Source organism: Pseudomonas sp. ADAK13 (genome assembly GCF_012935715.1).
GTDB lineage: Bacteria > Pseudomonadota > Gammaproteobacteria > Pseudomonadales > Pseudomonadaceae > Aquipseudomonas.
Genome location: NZ_CP052860.1, coordinates 4542638 through 4563161 on the forward strand (window position 1 = coordinate 4542638; position 20524 = coordinate 4563161).

A 20524-nucleotide genomic window follows, 5' to 3' on the forward strand; every position below is an offset into this window, starting at 1 on the left:
GCGAAGCGCTCCCAGGATTTTGGGGCCGCTGCGCAGCCCAGCGGGAGCAAGCTCCCTCGCCACAGCAGCTCCCTGCCACAGGTGATTCGGTTGTCTGTTCCATTTGCTGACCATCAGGCACCGACGGTGCCATTTTTTGCCTGAAAGCTGCGCGGCCACAGGCGTCATTCAGGAATGCCATTGGCCATGAGCTCGTCTTTTTCATTGTTTCGCACCTGGAATGTCCAGCACTTGCCGTCGACTCCGGCGGCCTTTGTGCGGCATTTCATCGGTCATTTCAAAGGGTGGTACCTGGCGATTCTGCTGCTGCAGATTGCCGCCGTGGTGTGTTCGATTCTGACGCCCTGGGGGCTGGGGCAGATTACGCGTACCGTCAGCAACGGCCTGGAGGCGGAGCGTGCGTTTGAGGTGTTGCAATGGCCGCTGACGCTGCTGAGTCTGCTCCTGGTGTGCCAGGTACTGTTTACCCGTGCATCCGCAGGCTGCCATATCCATGTCTTGCCGTTGCAGCGGCGCACGGTGACGCATGTGGTATTCGCCTATCTGCAACAGCATTCCCACCGTTTTATCAGCAATGAGTTCGCCGGGGCGCTGGCCCATCGGGTGGCGGAAATTACCCTGGGCGTGAATCAGACCCTGAGCATCTTGTTGTTCGACCTGATCCCGCTGCTGGTGACGCTGAGTCTGGCCACGGCGCTGCTGTGGACCGCGTCACCGCTGTTGGCGTTGTTCATGGCGGGTTGGTCGGTGGCGTTCATCGCTATCTGCTACGTGCTCGCACGCCGCAGTCATCCTCTCGCCCAGCAGTATTCGGCAGCGCGCAGTACCAGCACGGGAAAGGTGGTGGATGCGGTCTCTAACCTGGCCAATATCCGTCTGTTTGCGCGCCACGCGTTCGAGCACAGTTACCTCGGCACCTTCCTGGACAAGGAGGTAGCGGCTGCTTATCGGTCCTTGGGCTACATGGAGAAAATTCGCTGGTTTCAGGCCAGCTGTGGCGTGGTGCTCAAGCTGGGGCTGTTGTTGCTCGCGCTTTACCTGTGGCGCAGTCACCGCATCGATATCGCCGCGTTTGTGATGTCCACCAGCCTTTCGCTATTGATCATCAGCGATGTCGAAAACCTGTCGCGGCGCTTTCTCGAATTTTTCGAAGCCACCGGCAATATCGCCAACGGCGTACGCACCCTGATTCGCCCCCACGAAGTCATCGACCAACCCGGTGCCAAGGCGCTGCAGGTCAAGCGCGGGGATATCGAGTTTCGCGACGTGGGTTTCAGTTACGGCGCCGGCCGGCCGATTTTCGAGCAGCTGAATATCGTCATCCCCGCCGGCCAGAAAGTCGGCCTGGTGGGCGCGTCGGGCTCCGGCAAGTCGACGCTGCTGAGCCTGCTGCTGCGCCTCTACGACGTGCAGCAAGGCCAGGTGCTGGTGGACGGCAAGGACGTGCGTGATGTGACCCAGCATTCGCTGCACCAGCAGATCGGTCTGATTCCCCAGGAGCCCGGTCTGTTCCACCGCAGCATTCGCGAAAACATCCACTACGGCCGCCTGGATGCCTCGATGGACGAAGTCGCCGAGGCGATCCATCGCGCCGGCGCCAGTGAGTTTATCGACAGCATGGAACACGGCTACGAGTCGTTGGTGGGCGAGCGCGGGGTCAAGTTGTCCGGCGGCCAGCGCCAGCGCATTGCGATCGCCCGGGTGTTGCTGAAGAACGCGCCGATCCTGGTGATGGATGAGGCCACCTCCAGCCTGGACTCGATCACCGAGCGTTTCATCCAGGACAAGCTCGACGAAATCATGGAAGACAAGACTGTCTTGGTGGTCGCGCATCGGCTGTCCACCGTGGCCCATCTGGACCGGATCCTGGTGTTCGACAATGGCCGGGTCGTCGAGGACGGCAGCCACGAACAACTGCTGCGCCAGGGCGGCCACTATGCGCGGTTGTGGAGTCGCCAGTTCAGCGATGCGCTGGACGAAGCGGTGCTGTGATCAGGCGGCGTACCGGGTACGCCGCGCACTGCCGCTCAGATCGACAGGTGCAGCACCCGCTCATCCTTGGTGTTGGCCAGTGGGCGGCGCTTGTTGACCTTCAGCTCGCCCAGGTTGATCAGTAAGGTGCGGGTCACGTTGCGGCTGAGCCCCAGCAACTCGGCGGTGTGCACCTGATTGTGCTGGCAGAGCCGGTAGGCGGCGGTCAACAGGCTGCGCTCGACCTGTTCGTGGAGGTTCTCGATCTGCTCTTCGAACAGTCGCTGGAAGGCCTGGTCGAGCAGGTCATGGGCCGTGGTGCTGTCTTCCTGGCGTTCGATGCGCAAGTTGGACATGCGCAGGTCATCGGCCTGAATCACGCCGTCGCGGCAGATCAGCAAGGTGTGGTGAATGACGTTTTCCAGCTCGCGGATATTCCCCGGCCAACTGTACGTGGCCAGCCGTTGCTCGGCTTCCTTGCTCAAGATGATCTCGCCGTACCCCAGGCGGCGGGTGTAGGTGTCGATGAAATACTGCACCAGCGGCAGGATATCGCCGGGGCGATCGCGCAATGGGCTGAGTTCCAGGTTGACCACGTTCAGGCGGTAGAACAGGTCCTCGCGAAAATGCCCGGCGTTGATCGCTTTTTCCAACTGTACGTTGGTCGCCGCCAGCACCCGCACATTGATCGGAATGCTTTTGCGCGAGCCCAGGCGCACCACTTCACGCTCCTGCAACACCCGCAGCAGCTTGACCTGGATCGACATCGGCAGGTCGCCGATTTCATCCAGGAACAGCGTGCCGCCGTTGGCTTCTTCAAACCAGCCGGCCTTGGCGCTGAGGGCGCCGGTGAACGCGCCTTTCTCGTGGCCGAACAGTTCGGCTTCCACCAGGGACTCGGAGAACGCGCCGCAATTTACCGCCACGAACGGCTGCGCCTTGCGGCCGCTGAGGTTGTGAATGTGGCGCGCCACCAGTTCTTTGCCGGTGCCGGTTTCACCGATGATCAGCACGCTGGCTTCGCTCGGCGCGACTTGTTGCACATGCTTGAGCAAGGCCTTGGACCTGGGGTCTTCAAACACCTGCGCGGTGGCGCGGATAGAGGTGGCAAGGGCGGGCGAGGGCGGTAAGGTCAGCAGTTGCATGGTGATCCCTTTGAATAAAAGATCAGGAATAAAAAGTCGGGATGGGCGGGGTACCGTTCAGTGCCCACTCCCCCAGTTCATGGAGTTTGTAATCCAGTGGGTCATGCAGGCTTTGGGTGCGCAAATTGCGCCAATGCCTGTCGAGCGCCACCGAGGCGTTGGTAGCCCGCGCGCCGGTAACCTCGAAGACCTTGCTACACAACTCCAGGCCGTTGCGGCTGGCGGCGACTTTGGCGGTGGCGATGGCAATGGCCGCTTCCCCGCGCTCCTCGCTGGTCAGTGCCGGCCCCTTGGCCCACGCCGTGTCCAGCACCTGGCCGGCGCGCTCCACCAACAGGCGGGTGCTTTGCAGCGCCACCCAGAAGTCGCCGTAATGGCTGAGGATGTAAGGGTCCTGGGTGCTGTGGCTGGCGCTGGAGCGGAACCACGGGCGGGCTTCTTCCAGGGTGTATTGGCGCGCCTCTTCGAACGCGCCTTCGGCGATACCCAGGAAGATGTTGGCGAAGTGCAGTTGCGCAATCAGCGGGCGCAGGCAGGCGAACGGCGTGCTCAACGGGCCCGGGTCCAGCAGCAGGTCGGATTCTTCCACGCGTACGCGCTTGAAGGTCACGCTGCCGCTGTCGGTCTGGCGCTGGCCCATGTTGTTCCAGTCGTTGTGCAGGATGATCCCGCTGCGGGCACTGGGAATGGCCGCGATCAGCAACTTGCCGCCGGCGCTTTCATCGATGGCCGAGGCGATCAGCATTTCTGAATCGTTGGCGCCGGAGCAGAAGTTCTTCTGCCCCGAGAATTCCCGCCAGCCCGTGTGGCGCTTGACCACCGTGCGGGTGTCCAGCGGGTTCAGGGTGTTGCCCCAGAACCAGTTGTTGCTGGCGGTCAGGCTGAACCAGGTTTGCCACTGCGCGGGCGTGGCGAACAACCGGACGGTGGCAAGCATCAGGTGATGAAAACCGAATACATGGGCGATGGAGCTGTCGACCCGGGCAAATTCGCGCACCACCTCGAAGGTTTCCGACCAGTTGGCGTCCAGCCCGCCGAATTGCCCGGGAATGCTCAGGGACAGCAGGCCGCTGCTGCGCAGCTTGTCGCGCTCGGCTTTGGGTGTGCCGCCGGTGGCGTCCCGGTCGACGGCGGTGCGGGCGAACTCGCTCGCCAGGTCACGGGCAATCTCCAGTGGGGTCCTGCGGGTGCAGAGTAAGTTGACCGTCACGCGTGAATACCTCGTTGCTTAATAGTCGCAGATGCTTGAATTGATTGATTGATTGATTGACTGGCTAGAGCAAGAGCCATACCAAGTAACGATAAGCCGATAACTTGCACCTTCTTAGAGGTGTGCAGAAAAAGAGAGTGTCGAATACACAACTTTTGTTGGTCAGCTGTTGGGATTTGCACAGTTGTGACGGAGCCCTGTAGGCCGGGGCTTTGGTTATGCCTTTATCGATTAAACATATAATTGAATGTGTTTTTTTTCGCATTGTTGTGAATCGAACATTTCACCAGCAAAGTGTTGCGCCTGTGGCGATTAAACAGGGCGATGGGCCCGTATTTGTTGATGTTTTGACGTGGCACGAACCCTGCAAAGTTCGAAGCAGAGCGCGACTATACGAATAGATGCTCCAACTAACTAGAGACCCCAGGAGTATTGAGTCCATGCGGCAACTGTTTGAACCACGCGCTCGTCGTTTTGAGTCACTGGCCACCGCGTCCAGCCTTGGCGTGCTGTTGATGCTGATACACGGTGCGGCGTTTGCCGCCCCGGCCGACCCTACCCTGGCCACGGTGGTGGTCACCGGCGCCGAAGCCACCGAGGCGCAAAAGGCCGAAAAGCAGTTGGCCAGGGTGCCCGGCAAAACCGCGGTGATCGACAACCGCAAGATCGAACAGGGCCGTGCGGCGAATGCCGAGGACGTGCTGGCGCTGCAGCCGGGAGTCTTCGCCCAGGCCACCAGCGGCTCGGGCGCCAACAAGATTTCGATCCGTGGTTCGGGCCTCAACACCTTCTATCAAGGCTATGTGCTGGGGATTAAATTCCTTTACGACGGCCTGCCGTTGACCGGGCCGGGCGGCACCCAGGAAGACATGCTGGACATGGCCTCGGTGGACCACACCGAGGTGCTCTACGGCGCCAACGCCTTCCGTTATTCGGCCTTGTCCCTGGGCGGCGCGATCAACTTCGTCAGCAAGACCGGGCGCACCGACCCGGGCAACTACGCGCGCTTCGAAGCCGGCAGTTTTGGCTACCGCAAACAGCAACTGAGTACGGGTGGCGTGGAGGGCGACAACGACTACTACGTCAGCATCCAGCACAACGAGCGTGACGGTTACCAGGACAACACGCCGAACAAAGGGCAGGGGATCGTCGCCAACTTCGGCCACGTGTTCAGCCCGCAACTGGAGACGCGCTTCTACATTCGCTACAAGGAAGAGACCCTCAGCCAGGGCAACACCCTGACCAAGTACCAACTCAAGCACGACCCCACCAGCAACCTCGTGCCCATCGGGCGCAAGAAGGACGGCTCGACCCTGCTGGGCAGCACCACCACCTATACCTTCGACGACAATGCCAAGCTCGAAGTCGGCCTGGGCTACAACGATTACCCGCTGGACAACGGCTGGCGCTATTCGCCAACGCCCCAGGAATGGCGCTCCCAGGACGTCAACCTGACCCTGCGCTACCTGCGCACCGCCGACACCTTCTTCGGCCTGCGCAGCGACAGCAGCGTGACCTTCAGCAACACCCTGGCGTACCTGGCCGATGTGAAATCCCACAGCAAGGCCACCGGCATCACCCAGCAGAAAACCAACTACACCGGCTCCCGGGACACGGTGTTTTCCCTCGGCAACGAACTGCAACTGAATGACCGTACGTGGCTGTCCACCGGGCTGTCGTTATTTGATATCAAGCGCAAGGCGCAGATCGAATACACCACCGGCACCAATACCAGTGCGTTCCCCAGTGGCGTCGAATACGACGAGACCGACGTCGCCCCGCGCATCGGCCTGCGCTATCAACTGACCCCGGAATTCGAAGTGTTCGGCAACGTCAGCCGCTCGGTGGACCCACCGGTCACTTGGCAACTGGGCAGCACCGGCACGCCGTATATCCGCGATGTGCGACCACAAAAAGCCAACACCGTGGAGTTCGGGATTCGCGGCGGCCACGGTATTTTCGACGGCAGCCTGACGGTGTACCGCTCGTGGGTGCAGAAAGAACTGCTGTCGGTGGTGGTGCGCCAGGCAACGGCGACCCAGGATCAACTGGTGGCCACCTCCAACGGCAGCGCGACGATTCACCAGGGCATCGAAGCCGGCTTGAATGCGCAACTGTGGGACGGCGGCAATGGCGACACCGTGACCTTGCGCCAGGCGTACACCTTCAACGACTTCCACTACCGCAATGACTCGGTGTTCGGCGACAACCAACTGCCGGGCCTGCCGCGCCAGGTCTACCAGGCCGAGCTGGAGTATCGCCAGGGCAGCGGCTTCTACGCGCAGCTCAACGCCCGGGCGGCGTCCAGTTATTACGTCGACTTTGCCAACTCACTGAGTGCGCCGTCTTACACGTTGTGGGGCGCGAAGGTGGGCTACGAGGCCCCGAGCAAGAAGTGGGAAGTGTTCGTCGATGCGCGCAACCTGACCAACAAACGCTACGCCACGGCCACCAACACCGCGTATGACGCCAAGGGCCAGGACTCGGCCAACTTCTATGTGGGGGATGCGTTCAACGTGACCACGGGGGTTGCGTTTCACTTCTGACCGCAGGCCGGCGCTCTAACAAACAAAGGAAATCCTGTGGGAGCTGTCGAGCTTTAGCGAGGCTGCGATGGCGTCAGCACAGTCAACATGGATGTTGCCTGGCCCACCGCTATCGCAGCCTCGCTAAAGCTCGACAGCTCCCACATTTGATTTTTGTTGCGTCCAGAAACCTAGTTCTGCGGCCGTTGCTTGGTCGAGTCCAGCTCGGCCTTTTTGCCGGTGCTGATCTCGGTGATCTGCGCCGACTTGGCGATCGCAAAATCGAAGGTGTCCTGCATCTTGGCGATCGCATCGGTCGCGGTGCCGTTCAGGCCACCGTTGGCGGCCCAGTCGAAGTTCCACACGCCGGACAGGTTGTCGGCACCGGCCACGTCATGGGTTTCGATCGCGGTGAACACGTCGGGATGGCGCTCCATGTACTGGGCTGCAGCGCTGACATCCGCCGGCACCTTGCCCGAGGCGTTGCTGGCCAGTTGTGAAAGCTCTTGCTTGGTAATGGCCGACTTGCCCGTCTGGCGCATGTAATCAGCGACTACCTTGCTCGACTTGGCAATGTTCAACTTGTCGTCGAACACCGACGTTGAGGCTTTTTGAGTAGTCGGTCCGCCACCGGCGGGTGTTACGGTAGTAGACATCGGCGCTGCTCCCTCAATGGATTGGATGACATCGACGCCGACGTTAGCATGGGCAATTGGCCATTTATCGCCGGCTTCACAACAATTCGCAGCGGCCGGAAAATTTCACAGCGTTTCGCACAGGGAAGGGATGGTGTTCAGGACGACTCAAGGGAAAAGCCGGTTTGCCGGGTTTTTCATCAGCCGCAATTTTTCACTGTTATGGCTGGGCCAGGCGCTCTCGTCCTTTGGCGAATTTGTGTTGGAGAGCACGATCATCGTCTGGCTGGTGACGGACCTGTTCCGTGACAGCGCTTTTCTACCGAGTGCCGTTGGCCTGGCGGTGGCGGCATCGGCGATTCCGCGGGTGCTGGTGGCGCCATTGGCGGGCGCCTGGGTCGACCGCATGACGCCGCTCTACGTGATGATCAGCGCAGACGCTATCCGGGTGATCAACTTCCTGGTCTTTATCCTGATCTATTCACTGTCCGGCCTCGGCCAGATGCAGGTGTTCACCGGCGTGCTGCTGTTGCTGGTGCTCAACAGCAGCGCCGCGCAGTTCTTCAACCCGTCCCGCCAGGCGATCATGCAAGTGATCATTCCCGCTGAGCGGCGGGTAGAAGCGTCGGCCAAGACGATGTTTTCCCTGACGGGCATTTCGGTGCTCTCAGCTTCCGTGGGCCCGGCCTTGTTTGTGTGGGTGGGGCCGATCTGGGCGTTGATGATCAATGTGCTGGCGTTCAGTTGTTCGGCGTTATGCATCGTGGCTACCCGAGGCCTGCGTACAGCGTTGCCGGTAGCGCACACATCGTTCTGGCGTGGGCTGTTGGAGGGCCTGCGGTTTTCCTGGGGGCACCCGTCGATTCGGACCCTGCTGACCGGTGTGGCGTTGTACGGATTTTCCCTAGGTATCAATAACGTCGTTTTGTCTTTGTACGCCTTCAAGACCCTGGGCCTGAGCCCGCGTGAATATGGCCTGGTCCTCGCCGCGTTTCCCGTCGGTGGTCTGGTGGCGGCATTACTGGTGCGGCCGCTGTTGAAGGCCTTGAGCATTCGCCGGGCGTTTACCGTTGCGCTGCTGTGCCTGGGGCTGAGCTACCTGGGCTACGCGTCGCATCCGCCGTTTTACCTGACCTGGGCGCTGATGTTTTGCTGTGGGGTGTGCTTTTCGGTGTTCGCCATGGTGCAGGGGCCCATGCTGCAAGAGGCCGTGCCGTCGGGCTACATGGGCCGGGTCTCGGCGACGGTGACGCCGGTGCTGGCCATCGCCTCGTTGACCGGCACGCTGGTGTGTTCCCAGACGCTTAACCTTGCGCAGGGTGTTATCGGGGATGTCTACGGCGGTTACATCGTTATCGCGGCGGGCTTGCTGCTGACGGGCGGCGGATTGATGCTGCTCGGCGAACGGGCCGGTAAACACCGGGCCGCGTTGTCAAAGTGATTCCCCCGCATCCAGTCTGGCCAGCAGCATCTCGCCCCGTTTCCACAGTGCGTCCTGTTTGGATTCAGGCATGCGGTCGAGGTTTTTATACAGCATGGCCATGCGCTGATTGCCCCGCAACAGGTCGCCGTGACGCATCAGGAAGTGCCAGTAAAGCGAATTGAACGGGCAGGCATTGTCCGCGGTGCTTTCAGTGACGCTGTAGGCACAGCCTCGGCAGTAGTCGGACATGCGCTTTATATATTGGCCGCTCGCGCAGTAAGGCTTGGAACCGAGGTAGCCGCCATCGGCATGCATGACCATGCCCAGGGTGTTGGGCAGTTCGACCCAGTCGAAAGCGTCCATGTAGATCGCCAGGTACCACTCGCATATCTGGCTGGGCACGATCCCGGCCAGCAAGGCGAAATTGCCGGTGACCATCAGCCGCTGGATGTGATGGGCGTAGGCGTGTTTCAGGCTTTGGCCGATCGCCTGGCGCATGCAGTTCATTTGCGTCTCGCCCGTCCAGTAGAACTCCGGCAGCGGGCGGCTGTTGCCGAATGAGTTGCCGGCGGCGTAGTCCGGCATTTTCAGCCAGTAGACGCCGCGTACGTATTCACGCCAGCCAATCAGTTGGCGGATAAACCCTTCGGCAGCATTCAGCCCGATGCTGCCCGACCAATACGCCGCCTCCACATCGCTGCACAACTGGCGCAGGTCCAGCAGGCCGATGTTCAGCGCGGCACTGATGCGGGCATGAAACAGAAACGGCTCGTCGCTGGCCATGGCGTCCTGGTAGTCACCGAAGCCCGCCAGGCCGTAATCCAGAAAGTAATCCCAGAGTGCCTGGGCGTCGGCGTCGGCGTGGGTCACCGGGTAATCGAAGGTGTCCAGTGCGCCGTAGTGGCTGCTGAAGTGTTTACCGACCAGCGCCAACACGTCCCGGGTGATTGAGTCCGAGCTGAAGCGCGCCGGGTAGGGCGCCTTGGTACCCTTGGGCAGTGCCTTGCGGTTGTCTGCATCAAAGTTCCAGGCGCCGCCGACCGGCGTGCCGTCACCGTTCAGCAACAGCCCGCTCTTGCGGCGCATCTCACGGTAGAAGTACTCCATGCGCAGCTGTTTTTTGCCGCTTGCCCAGGCCACGAATTCGTCACGGCTGCACAGGAAGCGACTGTCGGCGTGCCACTGGATCGGCAAACCGCAGTCTTTCAGGGATTGCTCCAGGCGCCAGTCCCCGCATTCAGTCAGGTGCAGCTCGCGCGCGTGCAGCTGCGAGTACCAGCGCTTTAACTCGCCGGGCACGGAGCCGGTGTTTTGCGGGTCATCCAGGCTGACGTACTGCGCCCGAACGCCACGCTGGCGCAATGCCTGGGCAAAATGGCGCATGGCGCTGAAGATCAGGGCGATTTTCTGCGGGTGGTGGGGCACATGGCTGGCTTCCTCCATCACCTCGACCATCAAGACCGCGTCGCGCTGGCTGTCCAGCCCGTTTAACGAGGCCAGGTCAAACGATAACTGGTCGCCCAGGACCAGGCACAGCCGATGAGTCTCATGCATTGATTCAATGGGCCTCTTGGGCGGACTGGCGGCGGAAGAACAACGTCACCTGACCGACCTCGACGCCCAACTTGGACATGCTGGAACGATTGATCAGCGTGTCTTCGTCCATCAGGTACATCCAGTCGTCGAGGCTCACTTCGTAAACGGAGCCGTCAACCGGCAGGTTCAGGATGTAACGCCAGCGCAAGGCGTTGCCGGCCACTTCGCCCTTGGCTTCACCCACCACATCGTCGGCACGGCCGCGCCAGTGGCCCGGGCCGTCGGGCGTCAGGGTCCAGACACGCCGCTGGCGCGTGCCGTCGCTGTAGAGAAAGCGCTCGTCGAGAATCAGGTTTTCACCTTCGCGGCGGCTGGCGATATTCACCTCGAAACGCTTGGCCACTTCGCCCGAGCGTTTCTCGAATATCCCCCAGGCTTTAACCGGCTTGCTGAAGAAACGCACCAGGTCGAGTTGCGGCTGCTGGTCGGCATAGTGTTTGACGTCAACGCTGCCGCAACTGCACAGGCCGAGCACCAGGGCCAGTGAAACCAATAGACGGGTCATTGCATGTCTCCCTGAGCGGGCGTGATACAGCGGAAGCTTCGATACCTGATACTTGTACAAAATTATAAACTTGTACAGGTATTTAAAAGGCACCTGGCTGTATCCGCTACTGACCTGCATATTGATGGGCCGCTCACTGAGCCGTTTGATCATTCCCACGCTCTGCGTGGGAATGCCGCCTCGGACGCTCCGCGTCCCGCTGCCGACGCGACATTGAAGCCTTGCGCGAGGGTGACGCGGAGCGTCACGGTATGCATTCCCACGCGGAGCCTGGGAACGATCAACAATGGGCATACGCCGGCAGCGGTATCGCCCGTTCCTACGCAGACCGTTCCCACATAGATTTCAGGTTGCTTCCAGTCCTTCTCGCCGCTAACCTTCGCGGGTCGCTGCCAATTCAGCGAACGGGTGTGGTAGCCCGGCTATTTCATAGATCCCAAAACGCTCAAGGGCGTTTTTTTGTGCGGGCTGCTTTGTGGCGGCTGTGCATGGGAGGCTTCGGCCTGCCGGGTTTCTATGACCGGTCTACCACCCCGTGTACAGTCGCCTCCTTAATCGTGTGGTAGCGAGCGTGGAGGTGCTTACTCATAGAGGAGCTTCACCATGAAAAAGGTCTCGCCCAACCCGCCGCATTACTTGAACGACCAGAAATTCCACGATGCTGCCCAGCGCGCATTCAAGCACTACGACCTCAACTCAGAACCTGCCGCTTCGCCTCCGTCCTCCAACAAACTATTCTCCGTACGTGCCGGCCTCAGCACCGAAGTCGCCTTGTGTAATGCCAGCGAGATTCTTGAATCGGCGGCTGTCAGCGCCTATGACTGTGCCGAGCATCTTGATGGGGCCAGCCGCAAGCAAGTGTTGGCAGTGGTGCAATTGGTGGAGATGGCGCAGTTGTTGGTGGATGAGGCGCTGAACCGGGAGTGTCCGGTGGCCTGATCACATCCGAAATCCAACTGGCAACATAAATCCAGTGTGGGAGCGGTTGGTCAGGAGCGCGGGTTTGTCAGCAGGCTCGCGATCACTCCCACGCTGATCGTTCCCACGCTCTGCGTGGGAATGCCGCCTCGGACGCTCCGCCCCGCTGCCGACGCGACATTGAAGCCTTGCGCGAGGGTGACGCGGAGCGTCACGGTATGCATTCCCACGCGGAGCGTGGGAACGATCGGTCGCCCGGTTTATCAGTAGCGAATCATCACCGACTTGAGCTCGGTGTAGTCCTCGATAAAGGCCCCGCCAAACTCACGCCCCACCCCCGAAGACTTGTTGCCGCCAAACGGCACCGCCGGGTCGAGCATCGTGTGCATGTTCACCCATACCGTGCCCGCGTTGATCGCCGGCACCATGCGCAGGGCCTTGCTCAAGTCGTTGGTCCAGAGGCTGGCGCTCAGGCCGTAGGGCGTGTTGTTCATCAGTTCCAGCAGTTCTTCCTCGGTGTCGTAGGGGAAGAACGTGGCGATCGGGCCGAAGGTTTCTTCGTTGAGCAGGGTGTCGTTGATCGTGTTGGCGAGAATCACGGTGGGCTCCACATAGCAGCCCGGGCCCTCGATCAGCTTGCCGCCGTGGACAATCGTATTGTTCTCGGCGCGGGCCTTGGCGAAAAACCATTCGAGTTTCTTTTGGTGCTGGCGGTTGGTCACCGGGCCGAATTCGGTGCGTTCGTCCAGTGGCGAGCCGATGTTCAACCGGCTCAGGCGTTGCGCCAATTTCTCCATGATCGGCTCGATCTGCGAGCGGTGGGCGAAGAAGCGTTCGGCCGCCGCGCAGATTTGCCCGGAGTGCAGGAAACCGGCTTCGATGATGCCGTTGACCGCCTTGTCGAGGTCCACATCCCGCAGGAATCCGGCGGAATTTTTGCCGCCCAGCTCCAGGGTTGCCCGGGTCAGCCCGGCGCCCATGGCGCTACGGCCCACGGCGATGCCGGTGGGCACCGAGCCGGTAAACGAGACCTTGTCGGTGCCCGGATGCTCCACCAGGCCCTGGCCCACGTGCCCGCCACCGGTCAACACGTTCAGCACGCCCGCCGGCAGGCCGGCGTCGACGGCCAGTTCGGCGATGCGCAGGATGGTCAGCGGGGTGAATTCGCTGGGCTTGATGATGATGCTGCAACCGGTCACCAGCGCCGAGGCGAGTTTCCAGATGGCGATCATGGTCGAGAAATTCCACGGCACGATGCCCACCACCACGCCCACCGGTTCGCGCAGGGTGAACGCGGTGTAGCGTTCGCCGGCGAAGGAGGGCAGTGACGGGGTGATGGTCTGGCCGCTGATCTTGGTGGCCCAGCCGGCGTAGTACCGCAGGAAGTGCGCGGCCTGGTCCACTTCAAAGGCCCGTGAAATCTGGATGATCTTGCCCGACTGGCAGGTTTCGATCTGCGCCAGTTCTTCGCGATGTTGCTCCAGCAGCTCGGCGAGTTTCAGCAGCACATTGCCGCGTGTCGCCGGTGCGGTTTGGGACCATTGCCGGAAGCCGCGCCGGGCGGATTCCACCGCCGCGTCGATATCCGCAAGGTCGGCGTCGGCCACGTGGGCGATCACTTCGCCGTTGGCCGGGTTGGTCACCTCCAGGGTCTGGCTGGAATGGCTCTGGACGTAACCGCCGTCGATGAACAAGGCATGGTTTCGACCAAGGAAGGCGTGGACTTCAGGCAGCAGCGCAACATCGCTCATGGGATTTTCCTGCTCGCAAAAGCCCGAGGTTAACCAGCCTGGGCGGCCCGGGCTTGTCTCTGTCTGCCGGACGATATGCCTGTGGCTGCCAGGCCTGTGGAAAGTGCAATCTTGGCTGTGGAAGGTGCATTTTCCAGTGGTGTTGCCCGTTCCATACTGGCCCCACATCCAGCGCCGTTCGTTGAGTTTGAACGCCAGCCGGACATCCAATAATAAGCAGGGCCGTCCATGAAAAAGCCAAACCCGCTCCTCGAAGACCTCAAGGCGATTCTGCCGACCATCGCTGCCAACGCCTTCCAGGCCGAGCAGGACCGCAAGGTTCCCGACGAGAACATTGCGCTGCTCAAGAGCATCGGCATGCACCGGGCCTTTCAACCCAAACCCTTTGGTGGCATGGAAATCTCCCTGCCGCAATTTGCCGACTGCATCGCCTTGCTGGCCGGCGCCTGTGCCAGCACCGCCTGGGCCATGAGCCTGTTGTGCACCCACAGTCACCAGCTGGCGCTGTTTCCCGCCAAGCTGCAGCAGGAAGTCTGGGGCGATAACCCGAATGCCACTGCCAGCAGCAGCATCGCGCCGTTTGGCCGTACCGAGGAAGTGGAAGGCGGCGTGCTGTTCAGCGGTGAGATGGGCTGGAGCAGTGGCTGCGATCATGCCGAGTGGGCGATTGTCGGTTTCCGTCGCAAGAACGTCGAGGGCAACCAGGACTATTGCTTCGCGGTACTGCCCCGCAGCGACTATCAGATTCGCGACGACTGGTTCGCCGCCGGCATGAAAGGCAGCGGCACCAAGACCCTGATCATCGACAACGTGCTGGTGCCCGAACACCGTATCCAGAAAGCCAAGGACATGATGGAAGGCAAGTCCGCCGGCTTTGGCTTGTACCCCGACAGCAAGATTTTCTACTCGCCGTACCGGCCGTATTTCGCCAGTGGTTTCTCCACGGTGAGCCTGGGCGTGGCCGAGCGCATGCTTGAGGTGTTCCGCGAAAAAACCAGGACCCGCGTGCGTGCCTACACCGGCGCGGCGGTGGGCGCTGCGACTCCGGCGCTGATGCGTCTGGCCGAGTCGACGCACCAGGTGGCGGCTGCCCGGGCCTTCCTGGAAAAGACCTGGCAGGAACACGCCGAACACAGCGAGCAGCACCGTTATCCCAGTCGCGAAACCCTGGCTTTCTGGCGCACCAACCAGGCGTACGCCACCAAAATGTGCATCCAGGCGGTGGACCGCTTGTTCGAGGCCGCCGGCGGCAATGCGTGGTTCGAGCACAACGAAATGCAGCGCCTGTTCCGCGATTCCCACATGACCGGCGCCCACGCCTACACCGATTACGACGTGTGCGCGCAGATCCTGGGGCGTGAGCTGATGGGGCTTGAGCCTGACCCGAGCATGATTTGACGCCGACCCGGCCATCACCACAATCAGGACTGCGCGTTGATGCAGTCCGGGAGTCTTGCATGTCTGATAACAGTTTCGACCCACGGGCTTTTCGCCGGGCCCTCGGCAATTTCGCCACCGGCGTCACCGTGGTCACCGCCGCTGATGCCAGCGGGCGCAAGGTGGGTGTCACCGCCAACAGCTTCAACTCGGTGTCCCTGGACCCGCCGCTGGTGCTGTGGAGCATCGACAAGCGCTCCAACAGCCACGAGGTGTTCGAGCAGGCCAGCCATTTTGCGGTCAACGTGCTGGCGGCCGACCAGATCCACCTGTCGAACAACTTTGCCCGGCCCAGGGATGATCGTTTTGCCGAAATCGAATTCGAACCGGGGGAGGGCGGCTCGCCGGTCTTCGCCGATTGCTCGGCGCGGTTTCACTGCGAGAAATACCAGCAGGTGGACGGCGGCGATCACTGGATCATGATCGGCAAGGTGGTGGCGTTTGATGACTTTGGTCGTTCGCCGTTGCTCTATCACCAGGGGGCGTATGCGCGGATTGAGGAGCGGCAACCTTAGGGCGAACACCTCTCTTGAAGGTTGACGCAGCCTACATGTGGGAGCGGGCTTGCTGTGGTGAGGGGGCTTGCCCCTCGTCGGGTTCACCACAGATTGATGGGGCTGCTTCGCAGCCCAACGCGGGGCAAGCCCGCTCACCACAGCAAGCCAGCTCCCACATTTGATCTCGGTCGCCGATTGGATCTGCGCTAGAACGGCACGGCCACGGTGACCTGGCTGTAGACGTTGGTACCGTTGCCCCCCACCTGATTCCCGCCGTTGCTCTCATCCTTGTTCGGCTTGTACAGCCCCAGCAGCGGCGTGATGATCAGGTGTTCGTTCACCGCCCATTCCGCGTACAGGTCCAGTTCGCGTCCGTCCAGATCCAGCATGCCGCCCTTGCTCAAGGTCTTGTAGTCGAAGAACAGCGCGCCGACGGTCACGCTGTCCAGCGGCTTGACCTTCAACGCCACGTGTTGCACCTCGGTATTGGTATTGAACGGCCCCGAGTAATTGCCGGCCACTTCGCCCTGCACCCAGGTGCCGTAGCCCCGGTTGAAGCCCGAGAACATCGCGTCCCAGTTTTTTGAATAGCGGCTGTAGCGGTACGTCAGGTCCGGCGACCAGGGCAGTGCGGCGAAGGTATAGCCGCCTTCGGTGTACCAGGCCTTTTCCGGGCCGGCGTCCTTGTCCTGCCAGGCGTATTCAAAGGAAAAGTGCGCGTTCTCGATCCCGGCATTGCCGGCGCCCCGCAGGCTGTAGATGTTCATGCCGGCGCGCTGTTTTTGCAGGTCATTGGCATAACGGTCGTCGACGCTGATGCCGTGGATATAGGTCAGGCCCACGGTGCCCGGCGCGGTGGTGTAGTCCAGGGTGCCGGCAGCCATTTCGGTGTTGGCCTGGGCGCGGTTGTCGGACTTGATCCACATCACGCTGCCATGCACGCCGTCCTTGCCGCCCAGGCGCAACACGGCGGTTTGATCAAAGGCATGGCGCGCGGCGATGTAATAGGCGCCGCCACGGTTGAACTTGCCGTCGTCCACGCCCTTGCCGAGGTTCGGGCCGTCGTCGTTGATGATGAAACCGTCGCCGAGCATGATGACCTGGCGGCCGAACGACAGGTCCACGCCATCCTTGCCCAATGCAGGAAACAGCTCCCCCGAGCGCCAGCCGGCGAAGGCTTCGTCGAACTTGGTGGTGCGCTCGCGGCCGGTGGTCACGCCAGACGCGTCGCCGTCGCCCCAGGTGCCGGAGCTGACCAGGTTGGCGGTGCCATACACGCTGCCCAGGGCGCCGAAGCGCTGGTCGATGCTCAAGCCATACTTGATGAACCCTTCGCGCCACGTTGAGCCGCCGGTGGTGCCGTCGTAGTTCTTGCGGCTGTTGAACAGGCCGTACACCGCCAGGAAGTTGCCGGTGACGTGGGTGTCGTCATCGGCATACAGCTCGAAGGCCTGGGCCGATGACTCGATGATCATCAGCGCGATGCCCAGGCTGATGGTCCTGTACAGGTGACGGGTTTGTTGTGTGTGCTGCATTGTTATAGTCCCCAACAAGCTGAATTGAGGGAGCATTAGGGCGAGCGCCGCCGGGCCAAGTCTTTCCCCTGCGTGCCAGGCAATTGACCCAGGCCGCCAGTGGCAGGGCGGTGGCAGGCAGCAACAAAACCGGCGGCAGCCAGGAGCAAGACGATCAGCCAGGGCGGGGCGCAGAGTGCCAATACTTCTAAAAATCCGCTTCTTGAGGATCCGCACCATGTCGATCAACGACCGGCTCACCGAACATTTGAAACGCGGCACGGTGGGCTTTCCAACCGCGCTGGCGAGCACTATTGGCTTGATCATGGCCAGCCCGGTGATCCTCACCGCGACCATGGGGTTTGGCATCGGCGGCAGTGCCTTCGCGGTGGCGATGTTGATCGCGGTGGTGATGATGCTGGCCCAGGCGACCACCTTCGCCGAGGCCGCCTCGATCCTGCCCACCACCGGCTCGGTCTACGACTACATCAACTGCGGCATGGGCCGGTTCTTCGCGATTACCGGCACCTTGTCGGCGTACCTGATCGTGCATGTGTTTGCCGGCACCGCGGAAACCATCCTCTCCGGGGTGATGGCGCTGGTGAACTTTGAACACCTCAACACCCTGGCAGAATCCGCCGGCGGTTCGTGGTTGCTGGGGGTGGGTTTCGTGATTGTGTTCGGGGTGCTCAATGCGTTTGGCGTCAGCGCGTTCGGCCGGGCCGAGATCATCCTCACCTTCGGCATGTGGACCACCTTGATGGTATTTGGCGTGCTGGGCCTGATCGCGGCCCCGGCGGTGCAGCTGGACGGCTGGTTCGGTGAATCCCTGGTGGGCACCGACCTGGTCACCATCCTGTCGCTGGTGGGCATGGCGATGTTCATGTTTGTCGGCTGTGAGTTCGTGACGCCGCTGGCGCCGGACCTGCGCAACTCGGCCAAGGTGATGCCCAGGGCGATGGTGCTGGGGCTGCTGGGCGTGGCCACCTGCATGTTCATCTACGGCGCGGCGATGAAGCGCCAGGTGGAAAACGTATTGATCGACGCGGCGGGCGGCGTGCACCTGCTGGACACGCCGATGGCCATCCCGAAATTCGCCGAGCAGGTGATGGGCAGCATTGGCCCGATGTGGCTGGGCATCGGCTTCCTGTTTGCCGGCGCTGCAACCATCAACACCCTGATGGCCGGTGTGCCGCGAATCCTGTACGGCATGGCGGTCGACGGCGCGTTGCCCAAGGTTTTCACCTACCTGCACCCGCGCTTCAAGACGCCGTTGCTGTGCATCCTGGTGGCGATGCTGATCCCGTGCCTGCACGCGCTGTACCTGGGGGGCAACACCGACAACATCATGCACCTGGTGTTGGCGGCGGTGTGTGCCTGGAGTTTTGCTTACCTGCTGGTGACGTTGTCGGTGGTGATTTTGCGAATTCGCCGTCCGGATTTGCCTCGCGCCTACCGCTCACCGTTCTTTCCGCTGCCGCAGATTCTGTCGAGCATCGGCATCCTGCTGGGCATGTGGTTTATCACCCCGCCCGGCATGAACCCCGCCGACATCTACATCCCCTTTGGCGTGATGCTCGGGTGCACGGCGGCGTACGCGCTGTTCTGGACCCTGGTGGTGCAGAAGGTCAATCCATTCAAGCCTGCCTCGGTGGAAGAGGTGTTGGCCAAGGAGTTCGCCCATGAGCCGGGTCCGTCGCACAACGGGTATGTCAGCCATGCTGCAAAAACTGTCTGAACTGTTCAGCGCCGGGCGTGCGCCTGCCGGGTATCGGCCCGGGGTTACGCTGGAACACCTGCGACGTAACCTCGGCCTGGCCGGTTACGAGGCATCCGGCCCGACCACGGCCCGGGTGGCCCTGGACGCACTCGGGTTGCAACTGGAGATCGTCGAGCGCACCGAATCGCAGTTGTTGATGCACCTGGTGATGACCGAATTCGTACTGCGCATCCCTGCCTCGCAGCAGGGCACGGCGAGCTTCGAACTGCACCACACCGGGGCTGTTCGACGCACCGGAATCCGCTGTCGGCAGCGGTCGGGAGACAGGGACGTTTTAACGCTTCTGCAAACCGAACTGCAGGAGGGCAGCGCGTTGCATCGCGCCCTGATGCCGCTGGATTTCAAGCGCCTGCGCATCGACCTGCAGGATCACCAGTGGTGCGTACGGCTTGAGCATATGGGCGGCAGCGAGGTGGTCAACCGCATGCCGGCGTTCCGGCGCTACATCGCCTTGAGCAGCACTCAACGCGCCTGGCTGCTGGACGCGCTGGGCGGTTTCCAGCGCGCGTTGCACGCTCACTGATCGCAGGATTTGGCATCAATAGTGCTAACACCTTGGCAGACACGTACTTGTTGCGCGCATATAGATAACATGTTAACTATTGCCCGACAAAAACAAAAAGCCAAGGTGGAAACAACCATGAGCATGCAACAGATTGGGCAAGACGGGCTGGACCGCTGGACCCGGGATCTGCGCGCGGTTTGCGGTCACTTCGACACAGAACTGGCCTTCAACCGCTCGCTGTTCATCGGCAGCATCACCACCTTTTCCCGTGGCGGTTTGCCTTTGGCCAACCTGCGCACCAACGCCGGCCTGATCAAACGCCCCAAGGCCCGCGCCGACCACGATGACGACCAGAACTGCTTCCTCGTCAGCCAGCGCAGCGGCTACTGCCAGATCACCCAAAACGGCCAGAGCGTACAACTCGCCCCCGGCGAATTACTCCTGATGGACTCGGTGGGCTCCATCGACATCACCCCGTTCGGCCTGATCGAACACGCGTCCCTGTCCTTGTCCCGCGCAGAGGTGTGCAAACAGTTTGGCAACCAGCCCAAGACCTTCGGCAAAATCTCCTCAAGCAAAGCCTGCGGGCGCATGTTGCACGTGCTGATGGACCAACTGTGCAAAGACGCGCTCAACGGCGAAGGCGCGGTCGGCGAGGGGCAGGCGTTGCAGTCAGCGTTTGTCTCGCTGCTGGGCTCGGCGTTTGAGCAGGAAGATGACGAGCGCGATGACTGCGGCGGATTGCAGGGCAGCAACCTGCGCAGCTATGTGCAGAAGGTCATTGATGAATCGCTGACCCAGCCAGGGCTGAGCCCGGTGGGGTTGGCGAGTCGATTGAACATCTCGGTGCGGCATTTGTACCGGTTGTTTGAGGAACAGGATGACAGCGTGTGCCGGTACATCCAGCGAGCGCGGTTGAAGCGCAGTGCGGATGATTTGACCAACCCGTTTTTGCGCAGTGAATCGATTACGTCGATTGCGTATAAGTGGGGGTTTACGGATTCGGCGCACTTTAGTCGGTCGTTCAAGAAGCAGTTTGAAGTGTCGCCGAAGGATTTTCGGGCGGGGCGGTTGCAGCAGGTGGGGTGAGTGGAGAGGGGCTATCCAAGCGG

The 20524-nt window shown here is 61.5% G+C and carries 15 protein-coding genes and 1 pseudogene; 9 read left to right on the forward strand and 7 right to left on the reverse strand.

Features of this window, described 5'->3' with window-relative positions:
- Positions 1 to 186 precede the first annotated feature (186 nt).
- Positions 187 to 1992, forward strand: a complete 1806-nt coding sequence (locus HKK54_RS21085; RefSeq protein ID WP_169387687.1) for an ABC transporter ATP-binding protein — start codon at positions 187 to 189, stop codon at positions 1990 to 1992.
- 35 nt (positions 1993 to 2027) lie between these two features.
- On the opposite strand, the gene HKK54_RS21090 is transcribed toward HKK54_RS21085, so the two are convergent.
- Positions 2028 to 3116 (reverse strand): sigma-54 interaction domain-containing protein, encoded by a 1089-nt coding sequence (locus HKK54_RS21090; RefSeq protein WP_169387688.1) that lies wholly within the window; start codon positions 3114 to 3116, stop codon positions 2028 to 2030.
- A 22-nt stretch (positions 3117 to 3138) separates the two neighbouring features.
- Complete coding sequence (locus HKK54_RS21095; RefSeq protein ID WP_010175491.1) at positions 3139 to 4326, reverse strand: acyl-CoA dehydrogenase family protein; 1188 nt, start codon at positions 4324 to 4326, stop codon at positions 3139 to 3141.
- A 440-nt stretch (positions 4327 to 4766) separates the two neighbouring features.
- Here HKK54_RS21095 and HKK54_RS21100 point away from each other — a divergent pair, with 440 nt between their 5' ends.
- Positions 4767 to 6872, forward strand: coding sequence for a TonB-dependent receptor family protein (locus tag HKK54_RS21100; protein ID WP_169387689.1), 2106 nt, complete (start codon positions 4767 to 4769; stop codon positions 6870 to 6872).
- A 170-nt stretch (positions 6873 to 7042) separates the two neighbouring features.
- Here the strand turns inward: HKK54_RS21100 and HKK54_RS21105 are convergent, their stop codons facing one another.
- Positions 7043 to 7507: a hypothetical protein gene (locus tag HKK54_RS21105; protein WP_029616095.1), complete on the reverse strand. Its 465-nt coding sequence runs from the start codon at positions 7505 to 7507 to the stop codon at positions 7043 to 7045.
- 133 nt (positions 7508 to 7640) lie between these two features.
- Here HKK54_RS21105 and HKK54_RS21110 point away from each other — a divergent pair, with 133 nt between their 5' ends.
- Positions 7641 to 8927: an MFS transporter gene (locus tag HKK54_RS21110; protein ID WP_169387690.1), complete on the forward strand. Its 1287-nt coding sequence runs from the start codon at positions 7641 to 7643 to the stop codon at positions 8925 to 8927.
- Here the strand turns inward: HKK54_RS21110 and HKK54_RS21115 are convergent.
- Together HKK54_RS21115 and HKK54_RS21120 are read right to left on the reverse strand one after the other, a co-directional pair.
- Entirely contained in the window at positions 8919 to 10463 is a 1545-nt protein-coding gene (locus HKK54_RS21115) for a cryptochrome/photolyase family protein (protein WP_169387691.1), read from the reverse strand. The genes HKK54_RS21110 and HKK54_RS21115 overlap by 9 nt on opposite strands.
- Positions 10464 to 10467: 4 nt before the next feature.
- Complete coding sequence (locus HKK54_RS21120; protein WP_010175483.1) at positions 10468 to 11010, reverse strand: DUF3833 domain-containing protein; 543 nt, start codon at positions 11008 to 11010, stop codon at positions 10468 to 10470.
- 603 nt (positions 11011 to 11613) lie between these two features.
- On the opposite strand from HKK54_RS21120, the gene HKK54_RS21125 reads away from it, so the two are divergent.
- Positions 11614 to 11949 (forward strand): DUF6124 family protein, encoded by a 336-nt coding sequence (locus HKK54_RS21125; protein ID WP_008431194.1) that lies wholly within the window; start codon positions 11614 to 11616, stop codon positions 11947 to 11949.
- A gap of 242 nt (positions 11950 to 12191) precedes the next feature.
- Here HKK54_RS21125 and HKK54_RS21130 read toward each other — a convergent pair whose 3' ends face one another.
- A complete protein-coding gene (locus HKK54_RS21130; protein WP_169387692.1) occupies positions 12192 to 13679 on the reverse strand; it encodes an aldehyde dehydrogenase family protein in 1488 nt (495 codons plus the stop codon).
- Positions 13680 to 13907: 228 nt separating this feature from the next.
- Between HKK54_RS21130 and HKK54_RS21135 the strand changes: the two genes are divergently transcribed.
- Complete coding sequence (locus HKK54_RS21135; RefSeq protein ID WP_010175477.1) at positions 13908 to 15077, forward strand: p-hydroxyphenylacetate 3-hydroxylase oxygenase component; 1170 nt, start codon at positions 13908 to 13910, stop codon at positions 15075 to 15077.
- A gap of 59 nt (positions 15078 to 15136) precedes the next feature.
- A pseudogene (locus HKK54_RS21140) lies at positions 15137 to 15613 on the forward strand (flavin reductase family protein); the annotation flags it as partial.
- 206 nt (positions 15614 to 15819) lie between these two features.
- Here the strand turns inward: HKK54_RS21140 and HKK54_RS21145 are convergent.
- Positions 15820 to 17148, reverse strand: coding sequence for a hypothetical protein (locus HKK54_RS21145; protein ID WP_169387693.1), 1329 nt, complete (start codon positions 17146 to 17148; stop codon positions 15820 to 15822).
- Positions 17149 to 17365: 217 nt separating this feature from the next.
- On the opposite strand from HKK54_RS21145, the gene HKK54_RS21150 reads away from it, so the two are divergent.
- The 3 genes from HKK54_RS21150 to feaR all read left to right on the forward strand — a co-directional run bounded on the left by HKK54_RS21150 (position 17366) and on the right by feaR (position 20501).
- Positions 17366 to 18865: an APC family permease gene (locus HKK54_RS21150; RefSeq protein ID WP_169387694.1), complete on the forward strand. Its 1500-nt coding sequence runs from the start codon at positions 17366 to 17368 to the stop codon at positions 18863 to 18865.
- The gene (locus tag HKK54_RS21155) at positions 18846 to 19430 is read left to right on the forward strand and encodes a DUF3156 family protein (protein WP_169389318.1); all 585 of its coding nucleotides are present in this window, start codon (positions 18846 to 18848) and stop codon (positions 19428 to 19430) included. Before HKK54_RS21150 ends, HKK54_RS21155 begins: the two co-directional genes overlap by 20 nt.
- A 117-nt stretch (positions 19431 to 19547) precedes the next feature.
- Positions 19548 to 20501: a transcriptional regulator FeaR gene (gene feaR / locus HKK54_RS21160; protein ID WP_169387695.1), complete on the forward strand. Its 954-nt coding sequence runs from the start codon at positions 19548 to 19550 to the stop codon at positions 20499 to 20501.
- Positions 20502 to 20524 lie beyond the last annotated feature (23 nt).

Excerpts from the sequence above, each read along its gene's own strand:
- HKK54_RS21085 (WP_169387687.1), top strand. The coding sequence starts at position 187 with ATGAGCTCGTCTTTTTCATTGTTTCGCACCTGGAATGTCCAGCACTTG.
- HKK54_RS21090 (WP_169387688.1), bottom strand. The coding sequence starts at position 3,116 with ATGCAACTGCTGACCTTACCGCCCTCGCCCGCCCTTGCCACCTCTATC.
- HKK54_RS21100 (WP_169387689.1), top strand. The coding sequence starts at position 4,767 with ATGCGGCAACTGTTTGAACCACGCGCTCGTCGTTTTGAGTCACTGGCC.
- HKK54_RS21105 (WP_029616095.1), bottom strand. The coding sequence starts at position 7,507 with ATGTCTACTACCGTAACACCCGCCGGTGGCGGACCGACTACTCAAAAA.
- HKK54_RS21115 (WP_169387691.1), bottom strand. The coding sequence starts at position 10,463 with ATGCATGAGACTCATCGGCTGTGCCTGGTCCTGGGCGACCAGTTATCG.
- HKK54_RS21120 (WP_010175483.1), bottom strand. The coding sequence starts at position 11,010 with ATGACCCGTCTATTGGTTTCACTGGCCCTGGTGCTCGGCCTGTGCAGT.
- HKK54_RS21125 (WP_008431194.1), top strand. The coding sequence starts at position 11,614 with ATGAAAAAGGTCTCGCCCAACCCGCCGCATTACTTGAACGACCAGAAA.
- HKK54_RS21130 (WP_169387692.1), bottom strand. The coding sequence starts at position 13,679 with ATGAGCGATGTTGCGCTGCTGCCTGAAGTCCACGCCTTCCTTGGTCGA.
- HKK54_RS21135 (WP_010175477.1), top strand. The coding sequence starts at position 13,908 with ATGAAAAAGCCAAACCCGCTCCTCGAAGACCTCAAGGCGATTCTGCCG.
- HKK54_RS21145 (WP_169387693.1), bottom strand. The coding sequence starts at position 17,148 with ATGCAGCACACACAACAAACCCGTCACCTGTACAGGACCATCAGCCTG.
- HKK54_RS21150 (WP_169387694.1), top strand. The coding sequence starts at position 17,366 with ATGTCGATCAACGACCGGCTCACCGAACATTTGAAACGCGGCACGGTG.
- HKK54_RS21155 (WP_169389318.1), top strand. The coding sequence starts at position 18,846 with ATGCTGCAAAAACTGTCTGAACTGTTCAGCGCCGGGCGTGCGCCTGCC.
- feaR (WP_169387695.1), top strand. The coding sequence starts at position 19,548 with ATGAGCATGCAACAGATTGGGCAAGACGGGCTGGACCGCTGGACCCGG.